The organism is Bacillus sp. TE9106W, from assembly GCF_054062215.1.
In genome coordinates this window covers 46,095-59,767 of record NZ_JBSSFA010000007.1, presented here as the reverse complement: position 1 = coordinate 59,767, position 13,673 = coordinate 46,095, and the positions used below count along the sequence as shown (strand labels likewise).

Genomic DNA, 13,673 nt, shown 5'->3' with positions numbered 1-13,673 from the left:
CTCCGATTACCGTCCACCCATTACTTCGTAACATATTATTCTACCATTTTCACGTCCTTATAACCCTGATATTTTCTATTTCCTTTTTTATTGTAACGAAAAAGGACTGCATACAACCCGCAGTCCTTATCAAATCCCATTTTCTCTTATACAAATAGCAATGACAATGAGTTGCAGTGAAGAGGAATATTCCTAGAGAATATAAAAAAGAAAATCAATCTAGAAAGGCTATCTAGTTCGATTTTCTTTTATTGGATTTTTAATTAATACATTTTTACTCTTAAAATAAAGTTCTCAACGATTGGATTATTCTTTACTACCTCAAAATCGGGTCTAATCTTAAAGTCAAATCTTTTATTTTGTAAGAGAAAAAGCATTGCAACTTTTTTATAACAGTTAACCTTTATTTTAAATCCACAAAAAAGAGGTATTACCCCAACGCTATCAACCTAAGAAATCACGATAAATAAAGATGGCTCCTTACTGGAAATTATTTGATTTAATCAGACTATATTTCAATAGGATATTTGGTATAATTTAGATAATATCTTGTTTTATCAAAGGAGATTAATAATGAGTGGTTTAAAGAAAATTTTTTCTTTAATTTTTAATAGTAAAAAGAAAGAAATTAAAAATAGTGATTATAAGGAAGTATCCTCAAAAGTAATGAATTATTTCATTGAACTAGAACATTTTAATTTTATGAATTGTGATAAAGAATCATTAAGCCTTTTTAACTTTAAAAATTATTTTCATAAAGAACCTAAGCTTGATTACTTTGATTTTATAAGACCCAATGGTTCACCTCAAAATTATATGCAAATGTTTCTACAAAAAAAGGGGGAAAGTGCAAAAGGTAAGTATTTAATGGATGCAAAAGCATCTATATTCTATTTACCTGTTGTAAAAGAAGAAGTGCTAAGATACTTTTCTAACGAATTTAATAAGAAAATTAGTTTTACTGATTTTCAAGGGTTTCCTAATAGTTTTCTTATTCATATTCAGTTAGATCATATGCTAAAACCAATAAAGGATAAAACGTTAGAATCTAGTGTGGTAGTTAGTCCTATAATTAAATATTTTCTTCGCCCTGGAAAAAGTTTAAAAGATTTAGAGTTGGATTTAATAAGTACAATAACGTCGGTAATTGAAAGTGAAAATTACAGTAAAATTAGTAATGACTTAGAGTTTAATGAGTCAGAAGAACACGTGGAACTGGCTAAGAGTATAAAGTTTATACATGTTAGATATAAAAATTGGTTAGAACTTTCTCGGAACATTCAAAGTATATTAAAATCATACATAAAACATAGCCACTTCGATAAAGAAGGAGTATTTCGATTTTCTAGTGATAAGGATTATGAGAAAAATATTCGACTTACATACAAAGAATATGTAGGAGTAAACAGTTTTTATATTGAAGATTTGGAGAAAGTAAAATATAACATTAAATATGAAAAGATAGGTAAAGCATTAAAAACATATCTTGCCTTAGATAACTGGGAAACATTAAAAAACTCAGGTGAAAGAGTAGACTTTTTTAATAATGAGAGTATTAACGAAATAAAAAGGATTTTACGAGATATTCCAATTACGAGATGGCCTTCAGGTTTTCCGCTAGGTTTAATGCAGCAGGTAGCTTTAAATCTTATTATTGCAAATTCAAAGGAAAAGGAGGGGGTTATTTTTTCGGTAAACGGTCCTCCAGGTACAGGTAAAACTACATTATTAAAAGATGTATTTGCCAATATTATTTTTGAAAAGGTAAAGTTTTTAAAGGAAACACAGAATTTATTTACAAAAATACAATTTTCTGAGGGACAAGAGGATTATTATTATTCTTTTCATTCAAAACTTAAAGAATATCGTATTTTAGTTACATCAAATAATAATGCTGCTGTTGAAAATATAAGTATGGATTTGCCTAAAGATGAGGAATTAATAAAAAACAATTACACTTATTTAGGATATAACAAGAATGAAAGTTGCTGGGGGAAAATATCAGCTGCAATGGGGAAATCAGCAAATATAAAAGAATATTTTCAAAATATTTCAGATGAGCTTAATGATCTGTGTAATATACATGCTAGTGCTGAGTATTCCTTTGATAGTTTAGAAAAACAGATATCAAGTATGATTAAAACCGCGCAAGTAAACGATGACTTTGATGATATAGATGACGAAAAATGGCAATCATCACAAAAACAATTTGTTAATATTGATGGTGATAATAAAGAAGATCGAATTAATTGTGTTCGGAGTAAGCTATTCAAAACAATGATGGATGAATATTGTACTTTCTTAATTGAAAACCAGGACAAAATAGAAAAAAATTTAACTTTAGCAAGGGCTTATTTTTTAGGTGGGAAAGAAAAAACGAATCTTGATTCTCAAATTAATGAAAAGCAAAGGGAAGACTTCATCCAAGCGATGTTTGATACTATATTCCTACTTACACCTATAATTTCTTCAACATTTGCTTCTGTTCCAAGATTTTTAAGGGATTTGAAAACGGAAGATATTGGTTGGCTGTTTATTGATGAGGCAGGTCAAGCTACACCACAATCTGCAATTGGAGCCATTTGGCGTTCCAGAAATGTTGTAGTGGTAGGTGATCCATTACAAATACCTCCGGTTGTAACGTTGAGTGATGATCAGCTCAAATTAATAGCAAATGAAAGTGCTGGAATTACGAGTGAAAGCTCATTTTTCTATCATTTAACTAGAAGTGAAGTAAGTGTACAAGAATTTGCTGATCTTAATAACAAATTTGGCGGAACAATGAGTGACTCCAAAAATAACACAAAGTGGTTGGGCTCACCGCTTCGTGTACATAGACGTTGTGACAGCCCTATGTTTGAGATATGTAATAAAACAACATATCAAGACAAGATGTTACATGCGACTAAGAACAAAGATATGGTAGAGGATCCAATGTACATGAGTCAATGGTTTAATATTGGAGGAAGAACTACTGGTTCAGGAAACCACTATATTCCTGAGCAAGGAAAAAAAGCGATTGAGATCGCTAATAAGTTTACGCAAAATAATCCAGGGAAAGATTGCTACATTATTTCACCTTTTGTAAGTGTAGTTCAAAAATTAAAGCAGATAAACAAAAATGCAGTAGAAAACAAAAAAATAGAAATCGGAACGGTTCATACTTTCCAAGGAAAGGAAGCTCCATTAGTCATTTTAGTTTTGGGAGTAGATGATCAGCGAACAGGACCGTTAGATTGGGCGTCCAGTACTCCAAATCTATTAAACGTTGCAGCAAGCAGAGCAAAGAAATACTTTGTAGTAATAGGGAATTCAGATACTTGGGGGAAAAAGGAATATTTTGATACAGCTTTTAAATACTTATCGAAAGAAACTGTAAAGATAGAATAAGAGTAGTATCTATTTTTATTTTTAACATAGTAGGGTTACAGTCAGCATTTTTTTGGAAAAGGCTAAGAGGATGCAAGATTTTATACAGTTATTCGGTTCATTCAGTAACAAATGCGAAACCTAAAACCGCGCCATAATAGGAATGCATAAAAAGATGAATAGCTTTATGGAAAATAAAAAAGGGGATCACTTTTGTGAGTAAGGAATCCCCTTTTTCATTGCTACAGATAATGAGACGTTATGTTAACTGAGGATGTATAGGATATACAAGAAAAACTTCTTTACTATCGTATTATTAAGATGGTAAAATTTAGGGAAAGGAGGCGGGAATTATTTCGACCTTAATTAATAAAGTTATATTTAAAAGAGCTATTAACTTTTTCATATTAGGGGTAACACTAACAGTTATTGCAACCATAATAACTTTTATAATCAATCCAGATCTAAAAGAAATAATGGAAGGGGTAGGAAATAGACTACCCGATCAAGTAAAGAAATCAACAGGTATAGAAAAGGTATGGTCATTTATTGTTAATAATGGTTTTATAGTACCTTTACAAATGTTTATATTAGCCTTGATTCCAATACAATTTTTATATGTTATAAATATAATTTTAACTGTTTCACTTCCTGGGATTCTTTTTGGAATTGGATTACAAGCTGATTTTCAAAAAGGTTTTGGGATAATAATTTCTTCTATCCCTCATTACCTTTTTGAAATTTTTGCTTTTTGTTTATTTGCGGCCATTCTTTTTGAATTAAATAAATGTATTAGAATCAAATTAAAAAATTTATTCAAAAAGGATAAAGAAAGAATATCTCTTAGTAAAAAGATTTTAGAAGTAATAAAAATTTATGTTTTTTTAACTTTACCTATAATTATCATTGCTGCATTCTTAGAAACTTATATAGCTGATATCATACTTGATTTATTTTAGGAACTTTATATGCTTGATGAAGATTTAGATTTACCTAAACATAATATAAACTGTTCTTATAACTTCCAATAACGGAAATTATGAAAATGAGCAGTCCAAATGGATAGTTTATTTTATTTTTTGCTTAGTGTGTTTTCTTTAAATGCTGTTAGTGCCTTGGCTTAAAAAATGTTAGGAGTGAAACTCATGTATTGTGAAAAAGATAAAGATCTTCCACCAATGAAGTTCCAATTAGGTGAAAAAGTTTCATTTAAATTCGGAAATAAGATGCTCGTCGGAATAATTGACATTAGAGATTTTGGCGGGTCGATTGAACACGACTATCATTCCTATGATATTCTTGTCAAAGAAGAAAACATGCTATATAAACACATTCCAGAGCGTGATGTTTTCAAACTTACACATTCGGAAAATTCCCACTAGGAAAATGGATATTATAAATGGGGTTACAGAAAGAAAAGGTGTTTTCACATATAGAAAACACCTTTTCTTTCTACAACTATTTTTTAATAGGTTAATACTTTTTTCTACAGTCTAAAACATTTTTTAAATCAAACACTAGAATTATAACTTAACTCTGTATTTTTATTAGGAACAGCAAAATGTTGCTTTTCTAAGAGAGCTTTTTGGAATATAAACTTTATCGTTTTCAATTTTGTATTCAATATCATTCTCTTTTAATATTTCAGTGTTAACAGTATGTATACTATCGCCCCATCTAACGAATTCTTCATTTTGATTTTTTTGATAAAAATAATATGCTATTAACAAGCTGAAAATTAACAAGCATAAAAGAACAATAAATTTCTTTTTCAAATCTATCCCCCCAATTGATTTAAATTATAACATCGTTTATTAAATTAAACTGCCAGTTAGCGGAAGAAGGAAAACTGACATAATAACATTTTGATTCAACTTTTTTATAAACGGTACGGCTTTATTTCAATTTTACATTAAGGGGTACCAACGTAAAAACGCGGTTTTTATACGCTAAGATATTTTTATAAGTAAAAACCCTAACATAAAAAATAATTATTTTCGCCGCCTTCTCTTTGCTTTTTTTTGCCGATTTGTTTGACTATATTTTTTTATAGGAGTGCTTTTATTTTTCTTATAATCGGGTAACTTGAGTATAAGAACAGAAATCGCAGTAAAAATGCAAAATATAAGCATTGCAATGATCCAAAGGTTAATGTCATAGTCATATAACTTACTAAAATACTTTTTGTGATGAGTAATATAGCTTACATTACTGTCAATTGCTTCAAGGGTGTAGGGAATAACCCAAACGTAACCAATTATCATAACAAAGGTGCCAAGTAGGAAACTAGCTATATGTCTTATCATGTTCAGTTCTCCTTTAATTATGTCTTCTATATAAATTCATATAGAATATAACGTATTTCTGCAAAGGTTATCTTTATTTAAAACAATAATATAAATTTCTATTAAGTTGATAGTGCATGTGGTGATTTCATGAAAATGAATATCTAAATTGAATATTTTAAAAAGTGTAGAAAGATTCAATTTCTACGCTTTTTCTTCTTAATAAATATTTATCGTTGTTCTAAATCTCTTATATAAGATTTTACAGCTTGTAATAAAAATTCTTCCTGTCCCATAATTTTAATTGTATTTTTGATAAGTGTTATTGAGAGTCTTTGAGACTAATAATATCAAGGAAAGGGATTACTTCTCAATAGGGTACACTCTATTGAGAAGTAAAATATGCAATTATGTATATTTATATTTTTTTATTCTAATAGCAATAAAATCTAATATATAATTAAAAGGTTTTTTACAAGTTGATAAGGAGATGCGAGTATGAAGAAAATCATAGGACTTATATTATCATTATTTTAATTATTTTCTATCTATGCACCAATGTTTACAGAGGAAGTCGAAGTTTTAAATCAAATAGGCCGCGTCAAAGAGAAAGGGGATTGGTATCATAATGCGGATTTTACACTAAGGGATTTTTAAATAAAAAAACTTGGTTTTACTATATATTAAGAAGGTTCCATAAACGGGCTACTACATTAAAAAATGAAACACCTTATGAATTAATTATTGTTTAGAGAGAATGACTTAGGTTGTACTTATGCGAAATATCGGCATGAATAGAATTTTGATAATTATATAAAACGCCGTAAATGAAGGATAAAAAAAGTGCTGAATTTTGCAATTATATTTTTAACAATTGAATAGGAGCTATTATGAATACAATTAAGAAATTATTTTTAAGTTTTATGGTATGTATTTTATTATTCAGTACAGTAGGAACAGCGTATGCAGAACAAAATGATCAAACGAATTCATCATCTTTTATTGACGTTCCTAAAACACACTGGGCGTATAAAGAAATGATGTATATGGCAGAAAATAAGATTATAACAGGATACGGAAATGGGTATTTCGGTGCAGCCGATCCTATTACTCGCGAACATCTCGCTGCTTTCTTGTATCGGTATTTAAAACCGCAAGATAGTACAAATAATCCCTTTGTTGATATTGGTGACAGCAATTTCAAAAAGGAAATTTTGGCACTAACAGCACGTGGCATTTTCAGTGTAAATGCTGAAAAAAATTCAATCCGAAAAATAATATGACACGTGCCGAAATGGCAACTATGCTTGTCAAAACATTTGATTTAAAACCGCAAGGCAATGTTGAATTTACGGATATGAAAGGTCACTGGGCCAACGAATATGTCAAAATATTAGCCGGTAACAACATAACAAGTGGTACAGGTGACGGCAATTTTAATCCAAATGGAATTGTTACTAGAGAGCAATTTTCTATGTTCTTATATAGGACGATTATGAAAGTAACAGATATGCAAAATGATGAATCAGTTGGCTAGGTGAAGGAGAACGAGAATTGGTACTATTACAATAAAGATGGGAGTAAGCAAAGGGATAACATTACGTTAGATGGAATAGAGTACTCCTTTTTTAAAGATGGAAGGCTATTCCAAGGGAGTAAGCAGGTAGGGAAAGATACTTTATATTAGATTGGCGATCTTGAAAAGAAAGGAAAGGCACTAGAAGCAGCTGCTAAAGGTGTTCGTTCAGGAGAGATTGTTCTTGATAAGGTTCAATCATATGAACAAGCAAGAAATAAAGCAATGAGCTTATTGGGGGATTTTGGGGCAGATTCACAACCATTTATAGGAACAATGGAAAAAAGCGCTGGTTAGGGTAAAATTGTTGGCAGAGAGACAGCTGATCATAAAGCGAGATGGCGATTAGATTATGATCCTAGTAAAGGGATGCATATCAATGTAGAAGATTTTAGAAATGGAAAAAAAGATAAAGCAATTAAATATGCAATTCCTTTTGAAGGAGACGAAGAAACGTTTAAATCTTTATTAAAATATCTAAATAAATGAGGTAATAAAATGGCAACATTGTTGGAGGAGTGTATTGAGGCATTAGGTAAAGACATTGAAATTTTAGAAAATACTCAAGGGAAAATGATAGTAAAAAACTTTGAAAATGCATTTCCTATTACACAATGGGGGAGAGTAGATTGGTCCAACATTGAAAACTATGGTGATTTATATAATGAGGATGAAATAAAATTATATCTACAGAACTTTTTTGGAACATACTCTAAGACCGTATATATTATTTGGGATAATGCCAGAGTACCAGTAATTAAAACAAATTTACATCAAGTTTTAAAAGTAATATATGATGTTACAGCTGTTAGTTTTGATACGTGGATATATTCACCAGATATGGGGTTTGTTATTGAGTATCATCATGATGGTGATATACGTATTGGAGACGTGAAAAATATTATTAAATGAATAGATTTTTATAAACAAACGATAGAAGAAAATATTTTACTTACGTATAAATATCATAATTAAGCATATGTTATATACAAATATAGTGGAGGTGCAATTATGAATATTCAAAGACACGAAAGTAATACAAATCAAATTCTTATTTCAGCTGCAGCAAGTGCTATTGAGCAAATGAAGTATGAAATTGCCCGTGAATTAGGAGTCACACTAGGACCTGATACATCGTCACGTGCAAATGGATCTGTCGGTGGAGAAATTACAAAACGCTTAGTTCGAATGGCTGAAGAGCAGTTAACAGGACAATATAGATTACACTAAGTTAAAATAACAAAAGGAAAAAGGGTCCATAAAATGGATCTTTTTTCCTTTTTTACACAAAATCTGAAAACTAGTTTTTATAACTTAAGAACGACCTTTCAGATTAATTTATAAGAAGTTTTATTCAATAAGGTAATACGATAAGGGCTAAATTTAAAATAATCCATTACAAGTAGATTAAGAGCTATTTAACATATTATTATTATTATTATTATATTTTGTTATTTTTTTACTAGTTTATTAAAAACTTATAATTAGTGAAGTCATCTTTTTAATTAACCATTGATATTGATCGATAAATAGGGGTCTCCATTTCCTACAAGGTTGCCTTTAGAAAAAAGAAGCAACCTCTACTATGATTGATGTTGTATGAGCTTAGCTTGATAGCGGTGTGGCGCTACCACATTAAGAAAAGAAATAGGAGAGAGAACAACCTATTATCTCTCCGTCTCAAAAAACTCAATCCATTCCCCATCAGGACCCGCAAAGAATATGTAACGTGTTCCATCCGGTAATGTTTCGATTTCTTCTCCTAGTAAAAATGTTACGCCATGTTTCTTGAGTCTTTCGATTTCTTCTTTTAATGAATCTACTTTAAAGCAAATGTGATGTACTTTTCCTTCTGCTGGAAGAGAGGAGTTGTAACCTTCAATGAGTTCCAGTATCGTTTCCTTCGATTCTTCCACACCTAAAAAAGCGAGTTTTAAGTCTGGGTTTGGATGTCCCATTCGTTTAATAAGCTGTAAGCCAACTACTTTTTCATAAAAAGTAATAGATGTTTCTAAGTTTGCAACCATAAGTCCAACGTGTTCAATTCTTCTAACAGGCATGTAGATTCCTTCTTTCTGAAAATTATATACAATATAATATTGAAAATTAAGAAAATAAGCAAGATAAAAACCTTACAAATTTTAGCGTGTTATATGGTATAGTGAGAAAGTATGTTTGGGGAGAAGGAAGGAGATTATACGATGAATACACCTACTCAAACTCCTTCATTATCGGAAACGATGAAAGAGTGGCATTATGCATTAGCATATGAAATTAAACATTGGAAAACGATAGGTGGTAGTAAAATTTCTATCATGAACGGTCGTTTTTTATATACAGATTATGAAAGTACAGTATATGTATTTCAGCTTATTTCAGAAGTAAGCTTACCTGAAGGTTCACCGATTGGAATTGAGTTCGATGGTGAGGAAGCGACAGGGGAAGTATTATCTGTACATGGATTAGAAATAGAACTGAAATTAAATGATTATATACAAGGTGAAATACGGGAAGCTGTTTTATATAGTGAACCGTGGCAGCTTTTAGAGCAACTACAAGAGAGGTTGAAGGAAGCGCGTAAAGATAAGCTAAAACGTAATCGTATAAAGCGTCTTGTTAATGGGACGAGCAGTCCGAAACATATTGAGAAGATGAAAAACCCGAAAAATGAATTGGCGTATCGTGCGTTTTACAATCCGACAACGTACGTATGGGGACCACCTGGAACAGGGAAGTCTTACAATTTATCACGTATTATTTCGGCTCATTATCAAAAAGGAAAGTCGGTACTTGTGTTAGCTCATAGTAACGCCGCAGTGGACGTATTAATGAGTGAAGTAACGAAGCAAATTGAAAAGAAAAAGAAATGGACGCCTGGTGAAATTGTTCGTTACGGTTATAGTCAACATGAACATATACGAAATCATGAAACGTTACTTGCGTCGAAGTTAGTTGAAACGACGAACGGATCTTGGGGCGAGGAAAGACTCTATTTAGAAGAGGCACGACAAGATCTTCGTGAAAAAATCTTATCGTATAAAGCAACATCTGCTGATAAGAAACGTATGCAGGAAATTGAAAGTGACCTTCGAAAACAGAGGGCGAAAATTAAAGAAGTAGAAAAAGAATACATTGAAAATGCGAAAGTAATTGGCGCAACTTTATCAAAATGCGCCATTGATTCACTTATTTATGAGCGTACATTTGATTTAGTTGTCGTAGATGAAGTGAGTATGGCGTTCGTTCCGCAAATCGCATTAGCTGCTTCACTTGGAAAACGTATCGTCGTTTGTGGTGACTTTTTACAGTTACCTCCAATTGCGATGGCAAACCATGAACTCGTTCGAAAATGGCTCGGCGAAGATATGTTTTACCATGCCGGAATTGTTGAGTCTGTCAATAAATCAGAAGCACATCCGAACCTATTTATGTTGCAGGAACAAAGACGTATGCATGCGGATATATCGAAGTTTACGAATTCGTTTATTTATAAAAATAGGGTATATGATCATCCATCAGTTTCAGAACGTAAAGAACTTGCGCAATTGCAGCCGTTCGCAAATGAAGCGAGTGTTTTATTCGATACGAGCCAAATGGGAGCTTTTTCGTTAAAAGATGCTGCTTCAGGATCTCGTTTTAACATTATGTCTGGTTTAATAGCAATGCAAATGATGTTAATCGGACTGTTAGATGGTGTGCAATCAATTGGTATTGTGACGCCTTACAGAGCGCAGTCTCGCTTTTTATCAACGTGTATTAGAGAGATGTTACAGAGAACGAAATACCAAAACATACCAGTTTTAGCGGCGACAGTTCATAAGTTCCAAGGATCTGAAAGGGATATGATGATCTTTGATACGGTTGACAGTTATCCGCAAGAACGACCTGGTGTATTATTCTTTGATCACAAAAACCATCGCCTCGTCAATGTAGCAGTGACAAGGGCGAGAGGGAAGTTCATTCAATTATCAGATTGTCATTATATGCGTAAAAACCTTTCGAGAAAACAAGCGTTGTCACAATTAACGGCTCATATAGAACGCCACGGAGATGTGTATGATCGCACGACATCAAGACAATTGTGGGAGCGAAAAATATCGAAACGATTACGTTGGTTTATGGAAATGAATCTGGAAGAGCCGAAAGGGCTATTAAAAGATATTTTAGCTGCAAAACGAAAAATCGTGATTTCACTTCCAAGTACAAAACAAGTGGATAAACGAGTATGGCAAGCGTTAATGCGTACAAATGCGCAAATAACGGTGTATAGTGATGGACCAGTTCCACTGAAAAATGTAAAGTTACAAAGACAAAATAAAGCATTCCCGTTTATCGTAATTGATGATGAAATCTTCTGGGCAGGCGCACCGCTCACATCTCAAATGATATTTGAAGGTAGTACGGAATTTCCGTACGTATGTGCAAGACTACAAGCACCTGAGACAATTGGTGTATTAAAAGGATTTTTAGATATTCGGTAAATTCGGATAGGAATTCCTTGACTTTTATTTGGAATGAACTTAGAATGAATGTAATTTAATATAATTTTATGAAAATTCTTATCACGAGAGGTGGAGGGACTGGCCCTATGATACCTCGGCAGCGGATTCGTTATGAATACTGTGCCAATTCCAGCAAGGTAACTTGAAAGATAAGAAAGAAGCTCATTTTGACTGTATATACAGAAGCCTCTTTCTATCTTTTAGAAAGAGGCTTTTTTACGTGAAAATAAAAGGAGGAAGAAAAATGGGAGCGACAGGAGTAGCGTCACAAAGAAAAACAATTGAAGAGAGTATCGAAAGAAATAAGGAAAAGTACATAGAAACAAGTCATGATATTCATGCGAATCCGGAGATTGGTAATCAAGAGTTTTATGCATCTAGAACGTTAAGTTTATTACTAGGTAGTGCAGGATTTCAGTTGCAGCACAATATAGCTGGACACGAAACAGGATTTATCGCGCGAAAAAGTTCAGGAAAACAGGGTCCAGCAATCGCATTTTTAGCTGAGTATGACGCTTTACCAGGACTAGGTCATGCGTGTGGTCACAATTTAATTGGCACCATTAGCGTTGCAGCAGCGATTGCATTATCAGAAACACTCGAAGAAATCGGCGGAGAAGTTGTCGTATTCGGAACACCAGCAGAAGAAGGCGGGCCAAATGGTAGCGCAAAATCAAGTTATGTAAAAGCAGGTTTATTTAAAAATATTGATGCGGCGCTTATGATTCATCCGAGCGGAAAAACAGCGACAACGAGCCCTTCACTAGCAGTCGATCCACTTGATTTTTATTTTTACGGAAAAACAGCTCACGCGGCAGCGTCACCTGAAGAAGGAATTAATGCATTAGATGCGGTGATTCAGCTGTACAACAGCATTAACGCACTTCGCCAACAACTTCCGTCAGACGTGAAAATTCATGGCGTTATTACAGAAGGCGGAAAAGCACCTAACATTATTCCTGACTACGCCGCAGCAAGATTCTTCATCCGTGCAGCAACGCGAAAAAGATGTGCAGAAGTAACAGAAAAAGTAAAAAACATTGCACAGGGAGCAGCGTTAGCAACAGGCACAAAAGTAAAAATCCATCAATTCCAAAATGAAATCGATGAACTACTCGTAACAAAAACATATAACGACCTCGTAGCTGAAGAACTAGAATTACTCGGGGAAGACGTAAATCGTAAAGAAAGATTTGGTATTGGTTCAACCGATGCAGGAAACGTTAGCCAAGTTGTACCGACAATCCACCCGTACATTAAAATCGGCCCAGATGATTTAATTGCACATACGAATGAATTTAGAGAAGCAGCACGTTCAGAATTAGGAGACAAAGCTCTAATTACATCAGCAAAAGCACTAGCAAATACCGCGTATCGATTAATTACGGAAGAAGGGTTGTTAGAGAAGGTGAAGGAAGAGTTTAGAGAGGCGCAGAGAAATCAGGGGTAGGTGGTTAAAGGGAGTGGATAATCCACTCCTTTTCCTTTTTTGGAAAGCTGGTGCCTATCACTTTATTAGAACGACAATTTCTCCTCAAACTCACTCTTTAAAACAATTAAAGGAGATGATAATCCGAATTGCATTAAAGAGTCTAAAAATGCAGCGAGGGAATCCATCGAATCGCTCATGACCTTCATCATATAATTAAATTCTCCGCTAATTCGATATAAATCAGTTACTTCAGGAGTGGCATTACAATATTGGATAAAATCAGTGCATTGGCTTGTTTTAAACATGATGAATGCTTAAATGTTTTTATTAATTATAGAAGGAAAACAGCTTATGACCATCAAGCGACTGAATTGAGATATCCCAAAAAACAGATTCTTATAAATAACTAGGAAATTTATTGTAATCAAAGTTTAGATTTCTATATTAATTTGTAAAATAAATTCACTTTATGTTATTATTTTTTCTTTGGACTGACAGTTTATCGAATA

General features: G+C 32.7%; 10 protein-coding genes, 2 pseudogenes and 1 riboswitch. Of the genes and pseudogenes, 8 read left to right on the top strand and 4 right to left on the bottom strand.

Translation table 11 applies throughout. The features are described from left to right. Window positions 1-573: 573 nt before the first annotated feature. The 3 genes from ACVWY7_RS14745 (at window position 574) to ACVWY7_RS14735 (ending at window position 4,751) form a co-directional block, all read left to right on the top strand. Complete coding sequence (locus tag ACVWY7_RS14745) at window positions 574-3,390, top strand: AAA domain-containing protein (RefSeq protein ID WP_456523851.1); 2,817 nt, start codon at window positions 574-576, stop codon at window positions 3,388-3,390. A gap of 329 nt (window positions 3,391-3,719) precedes the next feature. After that, complete coding sequence (locus ACVWY7_RS14740; protein ID WP_033682288.1) at window positions 3,720-4,328, top strand: stage II sporulation protein M; 609 nt, start codon at window positions 3,720-3,722, stop codon at window positions 4,326-4,328. Window positions 4,329-4,514: 186 nt separating this feature from the next. Continuing rightward, window positions 4,515-4,751 (top strand): hypothetical protein, encoded by a 237-nt coding sequence (locus tag ACVWY7_RS14735; RefSeq protein ID WP_000271563.1) that lies wholly within the window; start codon window positions 4,515-4,517, stop codon window positions 4,749-4,751. A 165-nt stretch (window positions 4,752-4,916) separates the two neighbouring features. Here ACVWY7_RS14735 and ACVWY7_RS14730 read toward each other — a convergent pair whose 3' ends face one another. Both ACVWY7_RS14730 and ACVWY7_RS14725 read right to left on the bottom strand, forming a co-directional pair. Further along, window positions 4,917-5,144: a hypothetical protein gene (locus ACVWY7_RS14730; protein ID WP_000726231.1), complete on the bottom strand. Its 228-nt coding sequence runs from the start codon at window positions 5,142-5,144 to the stop codon at window positions 4,917-4,919. 216 nt (window positions 5,145-5,360) lie between these two features. Next, window positions 5,361-5,675 carry a hypothetical protein gene (locus ACVWY7_RS14725; RefSeq protein ID WP_000617995.1) on the bottom strand — a complete coding sequence of 105 codons (315 nt, stop codon included), beginning with the start codon at window positions 5,673-5,675 and terminating at the stop codon, window positions 5,361-5,363. A gap of 869 nt (window positions 5,676-6,544) precedes the next feature. Here ACVWY7_RS14725 and ACVWY7_RS14720 point away from each other — a divergent pair. The 3 genes and pseudogenes from ACVWY7_RS14720 to ACVWY7_RS14710 form a co-directional block, all read left to right on the top strand. Beyond that, window positions 6,545-7,338, top strand: a pseudogene (locus tag ACVWY7_RS14720) (S-layer homology domain-containing protein); the annotation flags it as partial. Between the two features lie 390 nt (window positions 7,339-7,728). After that, entirely contained in the window at window positions 7,729-8,142 is a 414-nt protein-coding gene (locus ACVWY7_RS14715; protein ID WP_000212606.1) for a CDI toxin immunity protein, read from the top strand. 99 nt (window positions 8,143-8,241) lie between these two features. After that, the gene (locus ACVWY7_RS14710; RefSeq protein ID WP_001025759.1) at window positions 8,242-8,460 is read left to right on the top strand and encodes an alpha/beta-type small acid-soluble spore protein; all 219 of its coding nucleotides are present in this window, start codon (window positions 8,242-8,244) and stop codon (window positions 8,458-8,460) included. A 437-nt stretch (window positions 8,461-8,897) separates the two neighbouring features. On the opposite strand, the gene ACVWY7_RS14705 is transcribed toward ACVWY7_RS14710, so the two are convergent. After that, entirely contained in the window at window positions 8,898-9,290 is a 393-nt protein-coding gene (locus ACVWY7_RS14705; RefSeq protein WP_001145296.1) for a VOC family protein, read from the bottom strand. Window positions 9,291-9,401: 111 nt separating this feature from the next. On the opposite strand from ACVWY7_RS14705, the gene ACVWY7_RS14700 reads away from it, so the two are divergent. Together ACVWY7_RS14700 and ACVWY7_RS14695 are read left to right on the top strand one after the other, a co-directional pair. Continuing rightward, on the top strand, window positions 9,402-11,711 hold the full coding sequence (locus ACVWY7_RS14700) for an AAA domain-containing protein (RefSeq protein ID WP_033682294.1): 2,310 nt from the start codon (window positions 9,402-9,404) through the stop codon (window positions 11,709-11,711). Window positions 11,712-11,786: 75 nt separating this feature from the next. Further along, window positions 11,787-11,888, top strand: a riboswitch (SAM riboswitch). Between the two features lie 88 nt (window positions 11,889-11,976). Next, a complete protein-coding gene (locus tag ACVWY7_RS14695) occupies window positions 11,977-13,182 on the top strand; it encodes a M20 family metallopeptidase (RefSeq protein WP_073525124.1) in 1,206 nt (401 codons plus the stop codon). A 65-nt stretch (window positions 13,183-13,247) separates the two neighbouring features. On the opposite strand, the pseudogene ACVWY7_RS14690 reads toward ACVWY7_RS14695, so the two are convergent. Then, a pseudogene (locus ACVWY7_RS14690) lies at window positions 13,248-13,505 on the bottom strand (Lrp/AsnC family transcriptional regulator); the annotation flags it as partial. Window positions 13,506-13,673 lie beyond the last annotated feature (168 nt).

Excerpts from the sequence above, each read along its gene's own strand:
- ACVWY7_RS14725 (WP_000617995.1), bottom strand. The coding sequence starts at position 5,675 with ATGATAAGACATATAGCTAGTTTCCTACTTGGCACCTTTGTTATGATA.
- ACVWY7_RS14735 (WP_000271563.1), top strand. The coding sequence starts at position 4,515 with ATGTATTGTGAAAAAGATAAAGATCTTCCACCAATGAAGTTCCAATTA.
- ACVWY7_RS14710 (WP_001025759.1), top strand. The coding sequence starts at position 8,242 with ATGAATATTCAAAGACACGAAAGTAATACAAATCAAATTCTTATTTCA.
- ACVWY7_RS14715 (WP_000212606.1), top strand. The coding sequence starts at position 7,729 with ATGGCAACATTGTTGGAGGAGTGTATTGAGGCATTAGGTAAAGACATT.
- ACVWY7_RS14695 (WP_073525124.1), top strand. The coding sequence starts at position 11,977 with ATGGGAGCGACAGGAGTAGCGTCACAAAGAAAAACAATTGAAGAGAGT.
- ACVWY7_RS14745 (WP_456523851.1), top strand. The coding sequence starts at position 574 with ATGAGTGGTTTAAAGAAAATTTTTTCTTTAATTTTTAATAGTAAAAAG.
- ACVWY7_RS14700 (WP_033682294.1), top strand. The coding sequence starts at position 9,402 with ATGTTTGGGGAGAAGGAAGGAGATTATACGATGAATACACCTACTCAA.
- ACVWY7_RS14705 (WP_001145296.1), bottom strand. The coding sequence starts at position 9,290 with ATGCCTGTTAGAAGAATTGAACACGTTGGACTTATGGTTGCAAACTTA.